Genomic DNA, 22,648 nt, shown 5'->3' with positions numbered 1-22,648 from the left:
CTTATCTACCCCAATAATTTTGACCAGAATCAATAATTGCTGATGCAGGCTGGAAAAAAATAGGTATCAATTTTTACTTTGAGTTTATACAGGAGAATATTTTGCTAAAAAACGACATCTTTGAACGCCTCACTGCCCTATTAGACAACAACAATGCCCGCTATCAAGTTATGGAACACGCGACTGGCGGCCGTTCAGAAGAAGTAGCAAAAATACGGGGAACCCAGTTAGGGCAAGGCGCTAAGGGCCTGGTTTGCCATGTGAAAGGAAATGGTCACCGACAGTATATCCTTGCTGTCTTACCTGCTGACCAACAAGCTGATCTTGCTATTCTTGCCAAACAAATAGGAGGGAGCCGAGCATCTTTAGCAAGCCCAAAAGAGGTTTCTGAATTGACCCGTTGTGTTTTTGGTGCCATCCCACCATTTAGTTTTCACCCAGATCTGAAATTGGTTGCCGATCCACTGTTATTTGAACGCTATGAAGAGCTGGCCTTTAATGCAGGTAGTCTGGAGCGTTCGATTATTTTGAATACAGCAGATTACCGTCGCATCGCTATGCCAGAATTAATTTCCTTTCGGAAAATAATCGATTAAATCCGGCCTTAAGAAAATGCCCAATAAATTAAAAACAACTTAAATTTTGCTATAATTTAACCAGATGAAAATGGGTGATTATTATATGAATAATATTTTTGTTCTGGTAATACTCAGCCTCGCTATCCTCAGCTTCGCTCTGTTTCTTTATCTCCACGATGCAGAGATAGCACACTGGTTGGAGAGATTTGCCCAACGATTACTTAAGTGGCAACCTCCAGATTGATACGTTACTTTTACTTCACGTCATTTCACGAAAAAGGTGCTGAAAATTCAGCACCTTACTTTAGCAATATTTTATATCTTATAAAGATATTTAATGATTAGTCCAACCATTCAGTGTGGAAAACACCTTCTTTATCAGTACGCTTATAAGTATGCGCACCAAAATAATCACGCTGTGCCTGAATCAGGTTAGCCGGCAATACAGCAGAACGATAGCTGTCGTAATAAGAGATTGCAGCAGAGAATGTTGGTGTTGGGATACCATTCTGCACACCGTAAGAAATAACATCACGCAGAGCTTGCTGATATTCATCTGCGATTTGTTTGAAGTAAGGTGCTAAAAGCAGGTTAGCGATAGCTGAGTTTTCATTGTATGCATCGGTGATTTTTTGCAGGAATTGCGCACGAATAATACAACCAGCACGGAAGATCTTAGCAATTTCACCATAGTTCAGATCCCAGTTGTACTCATCCGATGCCGCTTTCAACTGCTGGAAGCCTTGCGCATAAGAAACAATTTTACCCAAGTACAGAGCACGGCGAACTTTCTCGATAAATTCAGCCTTATCTCCATTGAATGGCTGAACTTCTGGGCCTGACAGAACTTTGGATGCAGCTACGCGCTGATCTTTCAGGGAAGAGATATAACGTGCAAAGACAGATTCCGTGATGAGTGTCACCGGAATACCCAGATCCAACGAACTTTGGCTGGTCCACTTCCCGGTGCCTTTGTTAGCCGCTTCATCCAAAATCACGTCAACCAGAAATTTCCCGTCTTCATCTTGCTTACGAAAAATGTCGGCAGTAATTTCGATCAAATAGCTGCTGAGTTCACCCTGGTTCCAATCGCTGAACACTTCAGCCAACTCCTGATTACTCAGGTTCAATGCGCTTTTCAACAATGAATAAGCTTCTGCAATTAGCTGCATATCACCATATTCAATACCATTGTGAACCATCTTCACATAATGACCTGCACCATCTGCCCCGATGTAAGTTACACAAGGTTCGCCATCAGCCTGAGCAGCGATCTCTTTCAGAATTGGAGCCACCAATTCATAAGCCTCTTTTTGACCACCTGGCATAATTGAAGGGCCTTTCAATGCGCCTTCTTCACCACCAGAAACCCCCGTACCGATAAAATTAATGCCCTGAGCAGATAACTCACGGTTACGGCGAATAGTATCCTGAAAATAGGTGTTGCCACCATCGATCAGAATGTCACCCTTATCCAAATGTGGCGTCAATGATGCAATAGTTTTATCCGTAGCTTCACCCGCCTTAACCATCAACAGAATACGACGTGGCTTTTCCAGCGAATCGACAAACTCTTCAATGGAATAACTTGGAACTAATTTTTTCCCTGGATTTTCAGCAATAACTTCATCTGTTTTATCGCTGGAGCGGTTAAAAATAGATACAGAGTAACCACGGCTTTCAATATTCAACGCCAGGTTGCGCCCCATTACCGCCATACCGACAACACCGATCTGCTGTTTGGACATGAATAACTCCCGTCTAATAATGACTACCGCCCACCCAAGATGCTATACGTAATACCAAATGTAATACATACCGTATGCAACAACACAGAGCAGGCAATTTGTTAATGAAGTCACATGTTAACTCAGGAATGGCCATTGACGGTAGTTATTGCTGCAATCGATATCGGCGTGACGTTTTTTTGCTGAAAAAATTTCCAACTGAGACAAATCAACTATTGATATTTCGCATTTCAATACGCATTATTTAATAGTCGGCAAATGCCGTCCCACTAAAAGGTAAAACAAATTATATGGAATGGATCGCTGATCCGACGATATGGGCAGGTCTGGCCACACTTATCGTTTTAGAAATTGTTCTCGGAATAGACAACTTAATATTCATTGCCATTCTGGCAGATAAACTACCTGAAAAAGAGAGAGATAAAGCTCGCCTGACAGGGCTTTCCTGCGCCCTTCTTATGAGGATATTGTTGCTATTCAGCTTGTCCTGGCTCATTTCCCTGACTAATCCATTGGTTACTTTATGGGAACACCCTTTTAGTGCCCGTGACTTAATTATGTTGATAGGGGGGATCTTCTTGCTGTTCAAAGCAACAATGGAATTGAATGAACGGTTAGAAGGAAAAACCTTGCATAATAACCAACAGCGCAAAGAAGCTGGCTTCTGGGCGGTTGTTGTGCAAATTATCGTCTTAGATGCGGTATTTTCTCTGGATTCTGTTATCACCGCCGTAGGAATGGTTAATCACATTGGTATCATGATTGCGGCTGTAACCATTGCCATGATCCTGATGATATGGGCCAGCAAACCGCTGACAAAATTTGTCAATGCGCATCCCACAATCGTGATCCTGTGTCTCAGTTTCTTGCTAATGATCGGCTTTAGCCTGGTTGCAGAAGGCTTTGGTTATCATATTCCAAAAGGCTATCTCTATGCTGCCATCGGCTTCTCCATCATCATTGAAACACTGAACCAGTTTGCTCAGTTCAATCGCCGCAAGTTCTTGAGCGCTTCCCGCTCCCTGCGCGAAAGAACCGCAGAAGCTGTTCTTCACATTTTAAATGGCAAACGTGAAAACGCTGCATTGGATAACCATACTTCCGACCTGATTGCAGATCATACAGATAACAAAGAAATCTTTGAGCCTCAGGAACGTCAGATGATTGCCCGTGTTCTCAGCATGGCACAACGTACCGTCAGCAGCATCATGACTTCACGCCATGATGTGGTTTATCTTGATGTCCATTCCCCTGCGGAAAAATTGACTAATTTATTGGAACAAAAGCCACATACGCGAATTGTAGTTACAGATGAACAGAGTGGTGACGAGCCACTTGGCGTGGTACATGTGATTGATATCCTTGATCAACAACTGACTCACAATACTTTCGATTTAAAGAAGTTAGTCCAGCAACCGTTAATTTTCCCGGAATCCCTTTCCTTACTACAGGCTTTGGAACAATTCCGTAAGGCACAAACCCATTTTGCCTTTGTCGTCGATGAATTCGGTTCTGTCGAAGGGGTGGTTACAGTAACTGATGTGATGGAAACTATTACAGGTAATCTCCCTGTCGGTGGCGGAGAGATCGATGCTCGCCATGATATTCAGGTTATGGAAGAGGGATATTGGATAGCCAATGGATTTATGCCACTGGAAGATTTAGTGCTTTATGTGCCGCTACCATTGGATGAAAAACGGGAATACCAGACACTGGCAGGCTTGTTGATGGAACATCTGCAACACATTCCACAACAAGGCGAGCAATTGAAGATTAGTGACTATCTGTTTGAGGCGCTGGAAATCACCAGCCACCGTATCAATAAAGTGAAAATTACCCCTCTGACCGTTGAAGAGATGGCAGAAATATAACCCACAATATTAAAACAATATCACCTACTGAGAAAAAACCGGCATAACGCCGGTTTTTTTATTCCTAAAAGTTCTATCATTTTCATTTAATTTTTAAAGTATTTGTTCATGATTACCCTAAGTACAATAAATCCGTTCAATGGTAGTTAGCGGAGATGTCACACCGCCCTCATGTGACCCAAGAGCTTTACAAAATATCCCTTGTGGCTGGGTTAGCAATACACCTATTTATTGTTGATAAGGTGAGGATTTATATGAGTACCGAATATTTTGCATTATTGACACAGGCTGGCACAGAAAAACTGGAAAAGCGGCTTCATCAGGTATCAAACTTGAAATTACCCATATGGCTGTAGGTGATGGTGGTGGCAGTTTACCCACACCCAATGTCGATACCTATAACAAGGCGGAGATCAACATCCTTATCGATGAAGTTAAGGAAACAGCCAAAATGCCCATAACACTGCGGAGCACAAAGTCCCATTGACTCGCACTGTGAATAGCAAAGCTCTGTTATCCGATATTGATCTAACGGCTTCTGATGTAAATGCCTATACTAAAGCAGAGGTAGAAAGTCGCCTTGAAGATATTAAGGATCTGGCAAATAAAGCTAATAACAATGCAGATAGCCGACTGGCGAAAAACAAAAACGGGGATGGTTTATCTAAGGATACCTTGACAATATCCGTCACAACGCCTCAATTAGGTTGGGTTCCAAACTTCTATTACCATAGCTATAGGGTATTAATAGAAAAGTACGTTCAGTAAAATAGGTGATCGCTTAAGCGATCACCTATTTTTTATTCAGCAGATCTTCCAGTACCTTAAGGTTTTTATTGTCGCTGTTATCTTCAAGCCAATCTTTGATCGATTTTTTGGCCTTCTGCTGTAATTCATCACGCAACATGGGTTCTACATTCAACGCATATTGCAGGTTGTTCCAGTCACCATAAACCCGCAATGGGATTTTTAGCTGCGCTAAACGACGTACTAATTCGTTCTGCTTACCCCATCCATTGGTTAATTGCACCCATAATGAAACATCGGTGTTCTGTTTCAGTAAATTGGCTTTCCCCTGCCCTTTAATATTGAACATACCTGAAATTGCCTCAAGTTCACTGATTTTAACCTCACTGCGCTCCAGTCGGGCTTTCACTGACATACTTTTAGCTTCGGTGAAATCATTTGTATTTGTAGGTTGGCTGACTTGATCTGTTGCCCGTGCAAAAGATTGTTGAATAAGCTGAGGAATATTCAATCCTTCCAGACGCGCATTTTTTAGATCAATATTCAAATCACCTTGCCAATAATGAGAAATAGCGTACTCGTCATAACCTTCTCCCAAAAGATCACCATCAACATTAAGCTGGCCGCTGAATATTGATGGCAATGCTAATGCAGTTAATAAAGGTTGTATCTCAATCCGTTGTAAGAGCGGCTTTGTGTGCAATTTTACAGGAACAACCGTGGCATCAATTGAAGTTGGCAACGCAAAAGATCCACCAAACACATTGCCATTTAATTTTGTGATTTCCGCCAATCCTCTGTTATTGATAGCTTGCAGGCCAAAATGATCAATATCCATACCCTGATAAATGAATTTATCTGCTGTAAATGAGATATCAGCATCAAATCCTTGCAAAAAGGTAAGGTCATAGTTAGACAATGCCGAAACCGAAGTTGCAATTACCGGTTTTAAGGAATTATTTTCAACCCGATAATCATGTTTTGCCTGAGGCGTACTTTTCGATAAAACATCCCACCCTAACAGGTTATCCAGATTGAACTTTGGTGAACTCAGATTGATGGAATATCGCGGTTTATCTTGCAAAACGGCAGTAATATCGCCTTTAAATTCATTCCCATTATTCACCGTCAATGCCATTTTTTGCAGTGCAATTGATTCAGGTGCAGCTTGATATTTCACTATTGCACTTCCCGTTCCCTGAATACCCGCAGACGGTAACCCGATTCCCTGTAATTGGTATTCAAAGGAATGAATGTCAGCCGATAACTGTTGTGGATAATCAGAGATATTTACCAACGAATTGAGTTCGAATGACAGCTCTTGCTGGTTTTTATTGATTTTACTGCGGAGGCTAAAGTTAACGTGATTTTGATCACTTCGCTCTAATAATAAATTGAGATCACGGACATTTATTTGGGAATGCTCGTTAGTTTGCCAAATCAGTAAACTGTCCACTAACCTGATCCTGGCAATATCCAGTTTCCAGGTCTGGCTACCCGTAACAATTGGATAATGAATATCGCTTTCCGGCGCAATTGGGGCTTCTGGCTGCTTTTGCGGTCGGCTATCCGGTGTGAACCGTAAGACAGCTCCGTTCAGCATCACTTCTTTTATTGAGAGTTGATGAGACAACAGTGGCAGCAACTCCACGTCTAAACGCATATTTTCTGCCACAATTGTTGGCACCTTAGCATTCTTATCGGTTAAAGAAATCTCACCGGTCAGAATGCTTAACCTTGGCCAAACATGCCAGCGCAAGTCATCCTGCAACACAAGCTGGTAACCACTCTTCTTTTGTACTTGTTTGATGATGTAGCCACGAAAATCATTTGGGTTAACTAACATAACCAATGTAGTTAAGCCAGCAACAATGACTACTAACAAAATAATGAGTGTCGTCAACAATCTTTTCATGATTTCCCCAGTCTCATGTTCACAAGAAGACTATTTTTCACCAAAAGGCTTTACCAGAAAAGATTAATCCTCACTGATTCGGCTACCTACGGCTCCCTGCTGATTTTTATATTTAGCATCCTGACGTCGGTTATAAGGCCGCTCAGCAGAGCCTGAAAGCGGTTCAAAACTCAATGCACCTATCACCATACCAGGACGCAAGGCTAAAGGCAGTTTACCTGAATTATAGAATTCCAGAACAATTTGCCCATGCCAACCTGGGTCAATGCGATGCGCAGTAACATGAACCATCAAACCAAGGCGTGCCAAAGATGAGCGACCATCCAACCAACCAACTAAATTATCAGGCAGTGTGACAGATTCCAGTGTAACCGCCAAAGCCAATTCGCCAGGATGGAGGAAAAATGCTTCTCCATCCGACAAAGTAATTTCATCGCTCATGACACGATCAAGTGCCGCATTGACTTCCGCCTTAGGACCACTCAAATCAATATAGGCGGCAGTATGACCACGAAAAACACGAAACTGATTACCGAGGCGCACATCAGCAGTTGCCCCATTAATGCGTTCAACAGGGGGACGAGGGGTAATTACCAACTTACCTTCATCTAGCCATTTAATAATGTCACGGTCACAGAGTCGCATTATTTCCTCTCAAATACGATGATACTTATGAATACCTGAACAACAGATTATTCGCAAAATTGGCCAATCTTGGCTTTTAAGATATCAATAGCTACGCGGTTTTTTCCACCACGAGGCACAATAATATCGGCATATTGTTTCGATGGTTCGATAAACTGCAAGAACATTGGACGTACGGTTTTCTTGTATTGTTCCATCACTGAATCCAATGAACGTCCGCGTTCATTCACATCACGTTTGATACGACGCATCAAACAGATATCCAGTGGCGTATCGACAAAAATGGAGAAATCCAGTTCCTGGCGTAGACGCTTATCTGTTAACAGTAGAATACCTTCGAGGATAATAACTCTTTTCGGTTCAAAATGAATGGATTCAGGTTTGCGGGTGTGCTCAACGTAGTCATATTGTGGCAATTCAATGGATTTTCCAGCTTTCAATGCCTGAAGATGTTCGAATAGTAAATTGTGATCCATTGAATTTGGGTGATCATAATTGACTTTATAACGTTCTTCTATCGGGGTGTTAGTTTGGTCTTTATAATAGCAATCTTCTGGAATAACGCCGATATTGTGATCACCAACCTGAGCCCGTAATTCTCGATAAAGTGTGCTGGCAATAAGGCTTTTGCCTGAGGCGGAGGCACCTGAAATACCTACGATTGTACACTTATGTGCTTCATCAGCCATACTAAAAATAACCTGGTTAAAAAAGAAAAATAAAGTAGAAATATGGTATTCGTTAACACCATGTTTGGCGGATTATAGGGAGTTAATGACTTCTATTCCAGAGTAAACAAGATAAGTCTCGTTTTTTTTGATACGTTTCGGGTAAAAATTCCGCAATTTTATTCATCTAGTGGAAAATATCCCATAAATAATTTTCACATAAATGCGCAATAGCTCTCTGGTGATTGAGATGTCATATTTTGATAAAAAATAGAGAAAACATTGAGCCTTGATCAATGACTCAATATCAGCAGAGCCATTGATCAACATTTCCTACATAACCGCTGTTACTACGGTTAAATTCATTAATCAGACTGCCCGAAAAGAAATTTCAGTTGGGATTTTTTCGCCCTGCCAATACATCTTCGCTGAAATATTGTCAGCAATTTCACGATAAATATCTGCAAATTCGCTGTCAGGCTGGCTAATTACCGTTGGTTCACCACGATCGAGATCTTCACGCAGTGAAATATGCAGCGGGATCTGCCCCAGTAACTGGCAATGATATTTTTCTGCCAGTTTTGCCGCCCCATCCGTGCCGAAAATTGGCTCATGATGACCGCAATTACTGCAAATATGGGTACTCATGTTCTCAATAATCCCCAACACTGGCACATTGACTTTCTGGAACATAACGATGCCTTTCATCGCATCGATCAGGGCAATATCTTGCGGTGTTGTGACAACCAACGCCCCTGTCACCGGAATATTCTGGGACAACGTTAGTTGAATATCTCCTGTCCCTGGCGGCATATCAATCACCAGATAATCCAGATCTGGCCACAGCGTATCTTGCAACATTTGCATCAAGGCTTTGCTTGCCATCGGGCCACGCCATACCATCGCGTTATCATCGGTAACAAGGTAGCCGATGGAGTTGGTTGCCATGCTGTGCACCATAATCGGTGCCATATGCTGTCCATCAGGGGAAGTCGGGCGCTCTTTGGCTGTACCAAGCATATTGGGGATGGATGGGCCATAAATATCCGCATCCAAAATGCCCACTTTAGCGCCCTCTTGTGCCAGCGCCAACGCCAGATTCACCGCTGTGCTGGATTTCCCTACGCCCCCTTTTCCTGAACTGACTGCCACAATATTACGCACACCATTAACACCAGGCAGATTATTGGCTCGGCGCAATGTGCTGATATCGTGGGTTAATCGCCATTCAACGGATTTTGCTCCCGTTGCAGATTGCAAAGGTTGGGTAGTTTCTTTCTTTAAGATTTCGAAGGCGCTTTTCCAGACAAACGGCATGGTTAATTCAATATGCAGTATCCCATCCAGCATAGCGCAATGATGCAATGCTTTCAGGGCAATCAAATCTTGTTCTAAAGTCGGATGTTTGAATGTCGTTAATATCTTTACAACATGTTTTTTCAGCAGGTCAGGATTGGTCTGCTCGGGGGATTGTGAGTTCATCCCGGCTCCTTTTGATTTATCTTTTTCAACCTAAAACTGTTTTGGTCATCATAACAGAAGCTAACCACTTAGGATAAAGGCAACGAGTAAAAGTGATGAAGATCTTGCGTTACCCTAGCGGCAACGCTCCTTATCAGGTAACATCAAAAACCCTTTTCACTTTACGGAAGTCAGATCCTAACTATGTCTCAAGTCGCGAACAAATTATTGGTGACCTGTGCGTTACCTTATGCTAACGGTCCAATTCATCTCGGTCATATTCTGGAACACATTCAGGCTGATATTTGGGTTCGTTATCATCGAATGCGCGGCAAAGAGGTTCACTTTGTCTGTGCCGATGACGCCCACGGTACACCAATTATGCTGAAAGCCCAGCAGAGTGGTATCTCTCCAGAAGAGATGATTGCCAAGGTGAGCCTAGAGCATCAGCAGGATTTTACCGGTTTTGCCATTAGCTATGATAATTACCACTCTACACACAGCGAAGAGAACAGAGCGCTTGCCTCCAAAATTTATCTGGAACTGAAAAAGAACGGTTACATTAAAAACCGGACGATTTCTCAATTGTATGACCCAGAAAAAGGTATGTTCCTACCGGATCGCTTCGTCAAAGGCTCCTGCCCGAAATGTAAGGCAGAAGATCAGTATGGTGATAACTGCGAAGTCTGCGGAACTACTTATTCTCCGACGGAATTGCTTAATCCCCGTTCCGTTGTCTCTGGGGCAACGCCAGAAATGCGTGATACAGAGCATTTCTTCTTCGATCTGCCTGCGTTCAGCGATATGCTGCAAAAATGGACACGTTCTGGCACTTTGCAGGAGCAAGTGGCAAATAAAATGCAGGAGTGGTTCGAAGCTGGGCTGCAACAATGGGATATTACCCGTGATGCACCTTATTTTGGCTTTGAGATCCCTGATCAGCCAGGTAAATATTTCTATGTCTGGCTGGATGCTCCAATTGGCTATATGGGCTCGTTCAAGAATCTGTGTGATAAACGTAATGACCTGAATTTCGATGAATTCTGGGAGAAAGATTCCAAAGCCGATCTCTACCATTTTATTGGCAAAGATATCGTTTATTTCCACAGTCTGTTCTGGCCTGCCATGCTGGAAGGCTGTAATTACCGTAAGCCAACTAACCTGTTCGTCCACGGCTACATCACGGTTAACGGCACTAAGATGTCTAAATCTCGTGGCACTTTCATCAAAGCGAGTACTTATCTGAAACACCTTGATGCAGACTGCCTGCGCTATTACTACGCGGCAAAACTCTCTTCCCGCATTGATGATATTGATCTGAATCTGGAAGATTTTGTTCAGCGTGTAAACAGCGATATCGTTAATAAAGTGGTTAACCTTGCTTCACGTAATGCAGGCTTTATCAACAAGCGCTTTGGGGGCAAACTGGCCGACCAACTCGCTGATCCTGCGCTATACCAGAAGTTTGTCGAAGCTGCACAGGGGATTGCAGAAGACTTTACCAACCGTGAATTTGGCAAGGCAATCCGTGAAATTATGGCACTGGCCGATCTGGCTAACCGCTATGTTGATGAACAAGCACCGTGGGTTGTGGCGAAACAAGAAGGCCGTGACGCTGATCTGCAAGCAATCTGCTCAATGGGAATTAACCTGTTCCGCGTGCTGATGACTTACCTGAAACCGGTTCTTCCAGGTTTAACCACACGAGCAGAAACCTTCCTAAATACTGAACTGACCTGGGACAGCATCCAGCAGCCTCTGTTAAACCATGACGTTTCACCATTCAAGGCACTGTTCAACCGCATCGAAATGGCTAAAATTGAAGCAATGGTTGCTGATTCGAAAGAGAGCATCGAACCACAAAAAACCGTAACAGGCCCATTGGCGGATGATCCAATTCAGGACACTATTGCATTTGATGACTTTGCCAAGGTTGACTTGCGAATTGCTTTAATCAAACAGGCTGATTTTGTCGAAGGTTCAGATAAATTACTGAAACTAACACTCGATCTCGGTGGTGAAACTCGCCAGGTTTTCTCTGGTATTCGTTCAGCTTATCCTGATCCTAAAGCGCTGGAAAATCGTCTGACTGTGATGGTGGCCAACCTTGCTCCACGCAAAATGCGCTTCGGTATTTCAGAAGGCATGGTAATGGCGGCAGGTCCTGGTGGAAACGATATTTTCTTGTTAAGCCCAGATAGTGGCGCTCAACCAGGTATGCAGGTTAAATGATAGTTACGTATCCTTGACAGATATCTTTAATTATCAATTAGATAATAAAGCGGGCTCCCAAAAAGACCCGCTTTTTAATGTGATGTGTGGCACATTCACAATGTTAGTCGTATGATAAAACCCTCGTTGTATTGAGGAATTATTGATTATGTCTTTCCAAAATGTGCTGATAATAGGTTGGCAATATCTGCGCGCATTTGCGCTGCTTTATTTGTGCCTGATCGCGGGGAATACTATTTCGGCATTGCTTCCCTTCTCTCTCCCCGGCAGTATTATTGGCTTACTTCTCCTGTTTGGTTTACTCGCATCCCAAATTATTCCCTCTCACTGGGTAAAACCAGGCTGTAGCCTGTTGATGAAAAACATGACACTGCTCTTTTTACCCATCGGGGTGGGGATCATGGATTATTACCCACAGCTTAGCCAACAAATGCTCCCCATACTCCTTTCTTGTATCGTTAGCACAGTGATTGTTATGGTCGTCGTTGCTTACAGCTCCCACTATATTCATCGTGAACGTATCATTATTGGGACTCAACAAATGGATACTAGTCAGACGAATACTAAGCAGCAAGAACTCACTTCAACACCCATAAATCCATCACAACAGTTATCACAAGAACCGGAAGAGAAAAAAAAATGTTAAGCCATATTTGGTGGTCACTACCGTTAACCCTGGTTGTATTTTACTGCGCTAAAAAGCTGTCAGTACGACTCAAGCTGCCTATATTTAATCCGTTATTGATTTCAATGGCCGTTATCATTCCCTTGCTGCTGCTGACTCATACTCCTTACAAACACTATTTTGCCGGTAGCCGGATACTGAACGATTTGCTGCAACCTGCCGTCGTTGCTTTGGCTTTTCCCCTGTATGAACAGCTGCATCAAATCCGGGCTCAATGGAAATCCATCATTAGCATCTGTTTTGTGGGCAGCATTGTTGCAATGGTTACAGGAACTGCCATCGCATTATGGACAGGTGCTACACCTGAAATTGTGGCCTCTGTTCTCCCCAAATCCGTGACGACCCCAATCGCTATGGCTGTGGCCGATTCCATCGGTGGTATTCCTGCCATTAGTGCAGCTTGTGTCATTATGGTAGGTATTTTAGGAGCTATCTTTGGTCACAATCTATTTAACATTCTAAAAATAAAAACCCAGTCGGCACGGGGATTGGCAATGGGCACAGCATCCCATGCGGTAGGAACGGCTCGCTGTGCGGAAATGGATCACGTTGAAGGTGCATACAGCTCACTGGCCTTAATGACCTGCGGCATTATTACCTCACTGATTGCACCTTTTCTATTTCCAATATTGCTGCATTTGTTTGGTTAACCATTTTATGAATAACTATGGCTTCAGCCATTACAAGATCGCAACAAAAAAGTAAATAAACCCATTAAGACAGCAAAATTTTACACAGATCACTAAAATAATGTCTCTATTACATAGATTTCATTGATTATATTACTTGCATCACATTGCAAACCTGACCAGACGTCCTAGAATGACCTTCAATTAATTTGGAGATCATTCTATGCAAGCTCGTTTTCACGCTATTTGGTCAGAAATGACACCTGAACTGCAAAAAGCTCTATTACCTTATATTGGCACCGACGATTTTCCAGCCATGCTGACAGCAGAGCAAGTGGAGTCAATCAAACAACTCAGCGGATTTGATGATCAAACACTGGCATTGGCCTTATTGCCACTTGCTGCCGCCTATTCCCTTGCCCCTGTTTCCCATTTTTATGTTGGTGCAGTTGCACGAGGAGAAAGTGGTAATCTCTATTTCGGTGCCAATATGGAATTCGCTGGCGTTCCATTGCAGCAAACCGTCCATGCAGAACAATCAGCCATCACACATGCCTGGCTGCGTGGCGAGAAGAAGTTGGTTGCTATCACTGTCAACTACTCACCTTGCGGCCATTGCCGACAATTTATGAATGAATTGAATAGTGGAACACAATTAGAGGTTTACCTCCCCAATCGTCCACCATTAACTCTGGCCGACTACCTGCCAGAAGCTTTTGGCCCACACGATTTAGCCGATACGCCATTGCTGCTTGATGAGGTTAATCACGGCTATCAGTTAGCTACCAGTGACAAATTGGTGCACGCAGCATTGGATGCAGCAAACCACAGCCATGCACCTTATAGCCAATCCCATGCAGGAATTGCCCTGCAAGATGAACAAGGGAAAATTTATACCGGCCGTTATGCAGAAAATGCGGCATTCAACCCAAGCTTACCTCCATTACAGGCAGCACTGATTTTCATGAACATGGCAGGCAGCAATTGTCAATTCATCAAGCGGGCAGTCTTGGTGGAGGGTGAAAATAGCCATTTATCACAATGGAATGCGACAGAATGCACATTAAATGCTCTCGGTTGTACAAAAGTAGAACGGTATACATTTTGACATGTATATCATCCAATAACATTTTATTAGCTAATTCTGCATGTTATCTCTCATTTTTGCTCATGATAATCATATCTAAGTAACATTTACTGTACTTATTGTTTTTATCTTCTTAGGATCGGTAGCCGATTTTGTTATTGATAAGTTCAAAGAGTAAGCATCATGGAACTGGAACACGAAAGTAAACGTCCTCTCTATATTCCCTACGCTGGCCCTATCTTGTTGGAATTTCCTCTGCTGAATAAAGGCAGTGCCTTTACAGAAGAAGAACGCCGTCATTTCAACTTGCATGGCTTATTGCCACAGGCCGTTGAAACAATAGAAGAGCAGGCAGAACGCGCCTACCGTCAATATGTCGATTTCAAAAACGATATCGATAGACACATTTATTTAAGGAATATTCAAGACACCAACGAAACGCTGTTCTATCGTCTCCTTGATGCCCACCTAAGCGAAATGATGCCGATTATCTACACGCCAACCGTTGGTGCAGCATGTGAACACTTTTCTGACATTTACCGTCGTGCTCGTGGTCTGTTTATCTCCTACCCAAATCGGGCTTACATTGATGATATGCTGCAAAATGCCACCAAGCAGAATGTAAAAGTTATCGTTGTTACCGATGGTGAGCGCATCCTTGGTCTGGGTGATCAGGGAATCGGAGGCATGGGTATTCCTATCGGTAAACTGTCACTGTATACCTCCTGTGGCGGGATCAGCCCTGCTTATACCCTGCCTGTGGTTCTGGATGCAGGAACAAATAACCCACAGCGCCTCAATGACCCACTGTATATGGGCTGGCGTCATCCACGTATTACTGGCAAAGAGTACGATGAATTTGTGGATGAATTTATCCAGGCCGTGAAACGTCGCTGGCCTAACGTGCTGCTGCAATTTGAAGATTTTGCCCAAAACAATGCCATGCCACTGTTGAACCGCTATCGCGATGAGCTTTGCAGCTTCAATGATGATATTCAGGGCACCGCAGCTGTTGCCTTGGGTAGCCTGATTGCCGCCAGCCGTGCGGCAGGCCGACAATTAAAAGATCAAACCGTGGCATTCCTTGGGGCTGGCTCTGCTGGCTGTGGTATTGCAGAGCAGATCATTGCTCAAATGAAATCTGAAGGATTGAGTGATGAACAGGCTCGTGCTCGCGTGTTTATGGTTGACCGCTTTGGCCTCCTTACTGACAAGCTGCCAAATTTGCTGGATTTCCAAAGTGCATTGGTACAGAAAAGCGTCGCCTTACAATCCTGGGATGCCACCAGCGATTCTCTCTCATTGATGGACGTGGTTCGCAACGCCAAACCTACAGTCCTGATTGGTGTTTCTGGTCAATCGGGTCTGTTCACCGAAGAGATCATCCGTGAAATGCACAAACATTGTGAACGTCCAGTCGTGATGCCTCTTTCCAACCCAACATCACGTGTGGAAGCTCGTCCAGAAGACATCATCAATTGGACAGAAGGCAAAGCATTGGTCGCTACAGGAAGCCCATTTGCACCAGTAAAATATGACGGTCAGGAATATCCAATCGCACAATGTAACAACTCTTATATCTTCCCAGGGATCGGTTTAGGCGTTATCGCCGCCGGCGCTAAACGTGTTACCGATGATATGTTGATGGCTGCCAGCCGCGCATTAGCAGATTGTTCACCGCTGGCACAAACAGGCTCTGGCCCATTGTTGCCACTGATTGATGATATCCAGGATGTTTCCCGCAAAATAGCCAAAGAAGTGGCGAAAAAAGCCCAAATTCAAGGTGTAGCGATTGTTACATCGGAAGATGCATTGGATGAGGCGATCGAGCGTAATTTCTGGAAACCAGAATATCGCATCTATAAACGCACTTCATTCTGATAATGTTGGTAACAAGCCTGCCAGTCATATTGGCAGGCTTGAAAAATAATCATCGGGTCAGATAAATCATAAATAACTGCTTTCTATTCTTTAAATTGAATCCGTTTAGTTCCAATATGATCCCCAAAACTTGCTTCAATATTTCAAGTCAAGTAGCCTTTAGGGCATTGGCTTATCAGCGCATATAAGGCAAACAAAAATCATGTGGAAGCGCTTGATTACTGGTCTCATTTTTATTATTGCTGTCCTTATACTGGCAGCCGTTATGCTTGACCGTTTGGTTAGCTGGAAAACTGCTCCTTACATTTTTGATGATATCAGGCAATTGCCTGAGCGAGAAGTCGGTATGGTACTCGGCACATCCAAATATTATAAAACCGGTACATATAACCAATATTATTTCTATCGGATCCAAGGCGCGATTAATGCTTACAACAGCGGTAAAGTCAAATACCTGCTATTGAGTGGGGATAACGCCCAGCATAGTTATAATGAGCCAATGACTATGCGGAAGGATTTGATCAAGGCAGGAATTCCGGCCAGTAACATTGTGATGGATTTTGCCGGTTTCAGAACATTGGACTCGGTTGTCAGAACCCGCAAGGTATTTGACACCAACGATTTTACTATTATCACTCAGCGCTTTCATTGCGAACGAGCCCTGTTTATCGCTATGCATTTTGGTATAGAAGCACAATGTTATGTAGTTCCCTCCCCCAAAAATATGATGACTATCCGTCTCAGGGAAGTATTGGCTCGTCTCGGTGCCTTGACTGATCTCTATATTTTAAAACGTGAACCTCGCTTTTTAGGCCCATTACTGCCGATCCCTGCCCCACATACTGTACCAACAGGAATTCAGGGTTACCCTGCGGTATCACCAGAGGAGTTACAGGAAATAGAAAGGAAACCGCAAAAGAAATAAGAATGGATAAAAGTTGCAGTTTACCAACAAAACTAAACTGCAACCTATTAACCTCTTAAAATCTGTCAGAGGTGAAATGGTTGGCAAAGCTTTTCCTAAATTTTACCTGCCAATTTTACTGTTAAACTGCGCCAAAGCTTTTCCATCGGCCCCTGAGAATAACGCTTCAACCACCAGCAAGCAAACCAAATATTCAATGCCCAGATAAAGGGAATAAATGCCATTAACTCCAAACGGCTAAACTGCCCAAATAACTCAAAGCGATAAAACAGTGTGGTACAAACCAGTGTTTGCAGCAAATAGCTACTCAGTGCCATTTTCCCAACCTGCCGGAGCCAAAACGTGATTTTCCAGCGTGAAATAGCCGGCCAAAATCCATAAATCAGTGCGATATAAGCCAATGCCAGCAACGGTGTTGCCAATTCAGTAATGGTGTAACGGACAGTCCAGGATGCAAAATAACTGTAGGGATATAAATATTGTATCGACAAGGCAATACCCTGAATCGTCATACCAGCGGGGATCAGGCATAATGCTAATCGGCAGTAATGTTTACGACTGAATTCTCCTTTTAACCAACCATTACGCAGCAACATAGCACCACAAAGCATGACACCCATTATTTGCCAGCCATATTGCACAATCACCACAATCATCGCACCGCTTATCTGACGAATACGATATTCTATGGCCAATAATCCACCATACGTTTTCCAGTAGTTTTCATAAGAAATATCTTCCGGTGTAGGCTGCCAGAATGAATTATTTTCCCCTAAGGGAAAAAGCCCCAGAAGATAAAACATCATTACGCCAAATAAATAGAAAGTCACCGCTGTGCCAAACAACTTTTGACGATTATCGATAAAACGCCATGCTAATAAGCCAACAACGCCATATGACAACAAAATGTCGCCATCCCATAGCAAAACACCATGCAATAAACCAATAACAGCCAAAACCAGTAACCTGGGGATATTCCAATCACGCCCCCGCTGCCGAAGCAATTCGAGTGATGCTCCGAACAACAGCGTCAAGATGAACAAAAATTTTCCCTGAGTAAAGGTATTCAATACAGACCATGTCATCACGTCAGAGAACGAAACTGAATCTTTATAAAACAGATTCATATAGGCTGCATATGGCAAGGCAAAACTGGAAATGTTCAGCAGCAATATTCCCAAAATGGCAAAACCGCGCACGCTATCAAGTATCTCAATTCTCTGACACATTACCCTATTACAACTGTGTTTCATGGTAATAGAAATTCATCATGATAAGTGCAAATGACGCACAGCACGCAGGAACTCCTGTCGTGTATTCTGGCTGGTTTTAAATAACCCACCCAGCGAAGTCGTCGTTGTGGTACTGGTTGCATCACGAATACCACGCGCTTTCACGCAATAATGGACAGCATCGATGGAAACAGCGACATTATTTGTGCCAAGCAAGGTTTGTAGTGCAATCAAGATCTGCTGTGTTAAACGCTCCTGCACTTGTGGGCGCTGTGCAAAAAACTGGACAATGCGGTTAATCTTTGACAAACCAATGACTTTTTCCTTAGGAATATAAGCAACCGTGGCTTTGCCATCAATAGTGACAAAATGGTGTTCACAAGTGCTGGTCATCGTAATATCACGCACTGTCACCATTTCATCCACTTTCATTTTATTTTCTATCAACGTAATTTTCGGGAAATTGTTATAGTCCAACCCTGAGAATATCTCATCCACATACATTTTCGCGATACGACCGGGTGTATCTGCCAAACTGTCATCACGTAAATCGAGATTTAACAGCTTCATAATTTCTGTCATGTGTTCCTCAATGCGTGCTTTACGCGCCTCTGGCGCTAAAGTTGATCCACGCAATGGGGTTTCAAGACCACGGTCAACCAGTGCCGAATGCACCAGCGCAGCTTCTGTACTTAGGGATGACATCAGTTTCTCCAAGGTAAATATTTCCGTTACTTGACGGGAAATCGGGATACTTATTTTACGCAGATATCAGCGAATGTAATACCACACTAATCTATTTTATCTTGTGTTCTACGTATATATCGTCTACGCGAATACACGAATAGGTGCATAACTATACCTGTACATCCTCAATGCACCAAATCAGGATGGTTCACGATGGGTATTGGTGCGATAAAATACCAGCAATCCGGCAATGAGCAACCCAATAAATGCGATATACAAAGCAGGTTCCAATCTGCCTGTCAACCATGTCGAAATAGCTGATAACATTGGCCCTATCAATTGCCCTAGCGCATAACCCGTAGTCAGCAATCCCGCCATATATCGGGCATGATTGGGAGCCAATTCACGACCATACTGCAAAGCAAGCTGTACTACACACATAAATCCACCGCCTATCAGCAATGCCCCAATCATCAAGCCGCCAATGCCCGGTAGCATTTCGGCAATCAAAATACCCAGTGCCTGAAGCCATAATGTGACCGCCAAACGGATTTGAGATGTTGATACATTACGCAGCAAAATTCCCAGCATGATACCAATGACCGAAGCACCGCCAAAAATTGGCCAGACAAATTGGGCAAACAAACTATCAGGAAAACGCTCTGTTGCCATTTGGGAAAGAAACGTCGCAGGTAAAATATAGCCAAACCCAGCCAGACTATAACACCACACCAATCGCTTGATTTCCGGTGTCATGCTCAGTGTTTGGATCGCCGTCTGCGGACGGTGTAATTCACCGCTGCGAGGCAGATAACGACTGACATAAATACTGAATAACAGCGCCAGAATGCCATATAACATCCACGCATTGGCGGCGCTCATCTGCCAGGATTGAACCCCAATTGCTACCATGCCACTGATAAAGATCCCCACCCCCGTCCCTGAGAAAACGGCTGCACTCAATCCTGGGCGATTTAATTTTGCCAATTCATCATTCGCCCATGCGGCTACCAATACCAGCGTCCAGCCACTTGCCCAGCCAATAAAAAAGCGGGCAATACTGTGCAATATCGGTCCATCCAACAATGCGGAAAGCAGGGTGATAATGACGGCTCCCCACAAACCGCTCCACAAACGGTATTCCACAAAACGTTGCGCCCGCATGGCATCATAAGAACCCGCCAGATAGCCGAGGTAATTGAATGCTGCGACTATCCCCGCACCCGTTAATGTGAGTTGTGACTCAGCGATCATCAATGGAACTTGTGGTGTAAAAGTGAAGCGCCCTATTCCCATTGCAACAACTAAAGCGAGAAAACCGCTTAATGCAATCTGAAAAGCTTGATAGTTACGACTACCAGATGTAACAGTTTTATTTTTCATAGTGATTAAATAGTAATAAAATTAATTGTTTTGGAGGGATTTCTTCAGTTATAACAAATCATAAATATAATATATATCTTTTATTAACAACCTCTCTCTGTGGCAGTCACCCTTGCCTGTCATTCCCCATCAATGCAATCTTTGCCATAATGCATTCAATACAAGAACAAACACTTGTCCGCAATCTGCGGCGTATAGGGAGTTTCTTATGGATCATTGCCATACATCAGACTTAATCTCACTTGATCAGGCATTAGAAAAATTACTGACACATACCGTTCCTCTCACTGCTACCCCTCTGATCACGACAGAAACCATTAATCTGACCGAATCTGCGGGCAGAATTACCGCCACTGATATTATTTCCCCGATCAACGTACCCTCATTTGATAACTCAGCAATGGATGGTTATGCCATTCGCCTTGCCGATCTTAACGAAAACCAAACCTTGCCGATGGCAGGCAAAGCACTGGCGGGTATACCGTTTCAGCAGGAGTGGCCGAATGGCAGTTGCATCCGCATTATGACTGGTGCTCCCATTCCTTCTGGCGCTGATGCCGTTGTTATGCAGGAACAAACGGAGGTTACCGCAACAGGAATTCGCTTCACCCATCCGATAAAACCGGGGCAAAACATTCGCACCATTGGGGAAGATATCAGCCAAAATACGGTGGTATTACCAAAAGGGATCAAACTCTCCACAACACAATTACCGCTGATTGCTTCACTAGGCATTGCAACGGTTGATGTTGTCCGCAAACTGAAAGTTGCCATTTTTTCTACCGGTGACGAGTTACAAGCCATCGGTGAACCCTTGCAGGCAGGCCAGATTTACGATACCAACCGATTTGCCATTCGCCTGATGCTGGAAAAATTGGATTGTGAAATCATCGATCTTGGCGTAATCCGCGATGATCCTGATGCATTGCGCCATGCCTTTATCGAAGCAGATAAACAAGCTGATTTAGTGATCAGCAGCGGTGGCGTTTCTGTTGGTGAAGCTGATTACACCAAACAAATCTTAGAAGAAGCAGGAAAAATCAGTTTTTGGAAACTCGCCATTAAACCAGGTAAGCCTTTCGCCTTTGGTAAATTGGAAAATACCTGGTTCTGCGGCTTGCCCGGTAATCCGGTGTCTGCCGTGCTCACCTTCTACCAATTAGTACAGCCGTTGATTGCCCATTTATCGGGCTTTACTGCATGGCAACCGCCTATGCGTCTCACGGCCAAAACGACAACACCCTTGAAAAAATCCCCCGGCAGACTGGATTTCCAACGCGGTATTGCTTCACTGAATGAATATGGTGAATTAGAAGTGCAAACTACGGGGCATCAAGGCTCCCATATCTTTAGTTCATATAGCCTCGGCAACTGTTTTATTGTGCTGGAACGGGAACGTGGGCATGTTGCTGCTGGTGAAACCGTGCAAATCGAATTTTTCAACTATTTACTGAAAAACCAATAACTGAAAAACCAATAATAAGAAGATACCGAAAAATGGCAGTCGAACTTACTGATGAAGAAACCTTGCGTTATAACCGACAAATTGCCTTACGTGGTTTCGATTTCGACGGGCAGGAAACATTAAAATCAGCCAAGGTGTTGATAGTGGGTGCAGGGGGACTTGGTTGTGCAGCTTCCCAATATCTTGCAGCGGCGGGTATTGGGACAATTAGCCTGCTGGATTTTGACACGGTTTCACTTTCTAATCTGCAACGGCAGATCCTCCATCGCGATGAGCGCATTGGTATGGCAAAAGTACATTCCGCGGCGCTGACCCTGCGGGAAATCAATCCACACACCACCATCAATCCCATTGAAGGATTACTGGATGAGCTGGCGTTAGATGAACTAATCAGTCAACACGAAATTGTGCTCGACTGTACAGATAATGTTGCCATTCGTGAACAACTCAATCGCCTGTGTTATAGACGTAAAATAACGTTGGTATCAGGTGCTGCGATCCGCATGGAGGGTCAACTTTCTGTCTTTACTTACCAACCGAAAGCGCCTTGTTATCGTTGCCTGAGCCGCTTGTTTGGTGAAAACAGCCTGACTTGTATTGAAGCGGGTGTCATGGCGCCATTGGTAGGAACTATCGGTTCATTGCAGGCAATGGAAACCATTAAGCTATTAACCCAATACGGGAAAACCTGTTGTGGCAAAGTATTACTTTTCGATGCTATGACCATGCAATTTCGTCAAATAACGTTGCTGAAAGATCCCTTGTGTGAGGTTTGCCAGTCGCAATGAATATGTCGTTGGAAACTTATT

At 43.6% G+C, this 22,648-nt stretch carries 21 protein-coding genes; 13 read left to right on the top strand and 8 right to left on the bottom strand.

Features of this window, described 5'->3' with window-relative positions; all coding sequences use genetic code 11:
• The first annotated feature begins 101 nt into the window (after window positions 1-101).
• Together ACE1SE_RS06430 and ACE1SE_RS06425 are read left to right on the top strand one after the other, a co-directional pair.
• Window positions 102-596, top strand: a complete 495-nt coding sequence (locus ACE1SE_RS06430; protein ID WP_374053132.1) for a YbaK/prolyl-tRNA synthetase associated domain-containing protein — start codon at window positions 102-104, stop codon at window positions 594-596.
• An 85-nt stretch (window positions 597-681) separates the two neighbouring features.
• Entirely contained in the window at window positions 682-822 is a 141-nt protein-coding gene (locus ACE1SE_RS06425) for a hypothetical protein (protein ID WP_374053131.1), read from the top strand.
• 97 nt (window positions 823-919) lie between these two features.
• Here the strand turns inward: ACE1SE_RS06425 and gnd are convergent, their stop codons facing one another.
• Window positions 920-2,326, bottom strand: coding sequence for an NADP-dependent phosphogluconate dehydrogenase (gene gnd / locus ACE1SE_RS06420; RefSeq protein ID WP_374053130.1), 1,407 nt, complete (start codon window positions 2,324-2,326; stop codon window positions 920-922).
• A 290-nt stretch (window positions 2,327-2,616) separates the two neighbouring features.
• Here gnd and ACE1SE_RS06415 point away from each other — a divergent pair, with 290 nt between their 5' ends.
• From ACE1SE_RS06415 to ACE1SE_RS06405, 3 genes are all read left to right on the top strand, one after another.
• On the top strand, window positions 2,617-4,197 hold the full coding sequence (locus tag ACE1SE_RS06415; RefSeq protein ID WP_374053129.1) for a TerC family protein: 1,581 nt from the start codon (window positions 2,617-2,619) through the stop codon (window positions 4,195-4,197).
• 325 nt (window positions 4,198-4,522) lie between these two features.
• A complete protein-coding gene (locus tag ACE1SE_RS06410) occupies window positions 4,523-4,684 on the top strand; it encodes a hypothetical protein (protein ID WP_374053608.1) in 162 nt (53 codons plus the stop codon).
• A gap of 8 nt (window positions 4,685-4,692) precedes the next feature.
• Window positions 4,693-4,965 (top strand): hypothetical protein, encoded by a 273-nt coding sequence (locus tag ACE1SE_RS06405; protein ID WP_374053128.1) that lies wholly within the window; start codon window positions 4,693-4,695, stop codon window positions 4,963-4,965.
• Between the two features lie 25 nt (window positions 4,966-4,990).
• On the opposite strand, the gene asmA is transcribed toward ACE1SE_RS06405, so the two are convergent.
• The 4 genes from asmA to apbC form a co-directional block, all read right to left on the bottom strand.
• Window positions 4,991-6,859, bottom strand: a complete 1,869-nt coding sequence (gene asmA / locus ACE1SE_RS06400) for an outer membrane assembly protein AsmA (RefSeq protein WP_374053127.1) — start codon at window positions 6,857-6,859, stop codon at window positions 4,991-4,993.
• A gap of 63 nt (window positions 6,860-6,922) precedes the next feature.
• Window positions 6,923-7,504: a dCTP deaminase gene (gene dcd / locus ACE1SE_RS06395; RefSeq protein WP_338882793.1), complete on the bottom strand. Its 582-nt coding sequence runs from the start codon at window positions 7,502-7,504 to the stop codon at window positions 6,923-6,925.
• A gap of 47 nt (window positions 7,505-7,551) precedes the next feature.
• Window positions 7,552-8,193 carry a uridine kinase gene (udk, locus tag ACE1SE_RS06390; RefSeq protein ID WP_099131933.1) on the bottom strand — a complete coding sequence of 214 codons (642 nt, stop codon included), beginning with the start codon at window positions 8,191-8,193 and terminating at the stop codon, window positions 7,552-7,554.
• 348 nt (window positions 8,194-8,541) lie between these two features.
• On the bottom strand, window positions 8,542-9,654 hold the full coding sequence (gene apbC / locus ACE1SE_RS06385; RefSeq protein WP_374053126.1) for an iron-sulfur cluster carrier protein ApbC: 1,113 nt from the start codon (window positions 9,652-9,654) through the stop codon (window positions 8,542-8,544).
• A gap of 183 nt (window positions 9,655-9,837) precedes the next feature.
• Here apbC and metG point away from each other — a divergent pair, with 183 nt between their 5' ends.
• From metG to sanA, 6 genes are all read left to right on the top strand, one after another.
• Window positions 9,838-11,865, top strand: coding sequence for a methionine--tRNA ligase (gene metG / locus ACE1SE_RS06380; protein ID WP_374053125.1), 2,028 nt, complete (start codon window positions 9,838-9,840; stop codon window positions 11,863-11,865).
• 148 nt (window positions 11,866-12,013) lie between these two features.
• Window positions 12,014-12,511 (top strand): CidA/LrgA family protein, encoded by a 498-nt coding sequence (locus ACE1SE_RS06375; protein ID WP_374053124.1) that lies wholly within the window; start codon window positions 12,014-12,016, stop codon window positions 12,509-12,511.
• Complete coding sequence (locus tag ACE1SE_RS06370) at window positions 12,505-13,200, top strand: CidB/LrgB family autolysis modulator (RefSeq protein ID WP_374053123.1); 696 nt, start codon at window positions 12,505-12,507, stop codon at window positions 13,198-13,200. The genes ACE1SE_RS06375 and ACE1SE_RS06370 overlap by 7 nt, the downstream gene beginning before the upstream one ends.
• A gap of 202 nt (window positions 13,201-13,402) precedes the next feature.
• Window positions 13,403-14,287, top strand: a complete 885-nt coding sequence (cdd, locus tag ACE1SE_RS06365; RefSeq protein WP_374053122.1) for a cytidine deaminase — start codon at window positions 13,403-13,405, stop codon at window positions 14,285-14,287.
• Window positions 14,288-14,449: 162 nt separating this feature from the next.
• Window positions 14,450-16,147 (top strand): NAD-dependent malic enzyme, encoded by a 1,698-nt coding sequence (locus ACE1SE_RS06360; protein WP_374053121.1) that lies wholly within the window; start codon window positions 14,450-14,452, stop codon window positions 16,145-16,147.
• Window positions 16,148-16,349: 202 nt separating this feature from the next.
• Window positions 16,350-17,072: an outer membrane permeability protein SanA gene (gene sanA / locus ACE1SE_RS06355; protein WP_374053120.1), complete on the top strand. Its 723-nt coding sequence runs from the start codon at window positions 16,350-16,352 to the stop codon at window positions 17,070-17,072.
• 95 nt (window positions 17,073-17,167) lie between these two features.
• On the opposite strand, the gene yeiB is transcribed toward sanA, so the two are convergent.
• The 3 genes from yeiB to ACE1SE_RS06340 form a co-directional block, all read right to left on the bottom strand.
• Window positions 17,168-18,325, bottom strand: coding sequence for a DUF418 domain-containing protein YeiB (gene yeiB, locus ACE1SE_RS06350; protein WP_374053119.1), 1,158 nt, complete (start codon window positions 18,323-18,325; stop codon window positions 17,168-17,170).
• Window positions 18,326-18,340: 15 nt separating this feature from the next.
• Window positions 18,341-19,009 carry a GTP cyclohydrolase I FolE gene (gene folE / locus ACE1SE_RS06345; RefSeq protein ID WP_374053118.1) on the bottom strand — a complete coding sequence of 223 codons (669 nt, stop codon included), beginning with the start codon at window positions 19,007-19,009 and terminating at the stop codon, window positions 18,341-18,343.
• Window positions 19,010-19,189: 180 nt separating this feature from the next.
• Entirely contained in the window at window positions 19,190-20,374 is a 1,185-nt protein-coding gene (locus ACE1SE_RS06340; RefSeq protein ID WP_374053117.1) for a YbfB/YjiJ family MFS transporter, read from the bottom strand.
• 208 nt (window positions 20,375-20,582) lie between these two features.
• Here ACE1SE_RS06340 and moeA point away from each other — a divergent pair, with 208 nt between their 5' ends.
• Together moeA and moeB are read left to right on the top strand one after the other, a co-directional pair.
• Complete coding sequence (moeA, locus tag ACE1SE_RS06335; protein ID WP_374053116.1) at window positions 20,583-21,839, top strand: molybdopterin molybdotransferase MoeA; 1,257 nt, start codon at window positions 20,583-20,585, stop codon at window positions 21,837-21,839.
• Between the two features lie 32 nt (window positions 21,840-21,871).
• Entirely contained in the window at window positions 21,872-22,627 is a 756-nt protein-coding gene (gene moeB, locus ACE1SE_RS06330) for a molybdopterin-synthase adenylyltransferase MoeB (RefSeq protein ID WP_374053115.1), read from the top strand.
• Window positions 22,628-22,648 lie beyond the last annotated feature (21 nt).

This window comes from Xenorhabdus taiwanensis (assembly GCF_036512875.1).
GTDB lineage: Bacteria > Pseudomonadota > Gammaproteobacteria > Enterobacterales > Enterobacteriaceae > Xenorhabdus > Xenorhabdus taiwanensis.
Note: the sequence above shows the minus strand (reverse complement) of the source record. Positions and strands in the feature narration are given on the sequence as shown.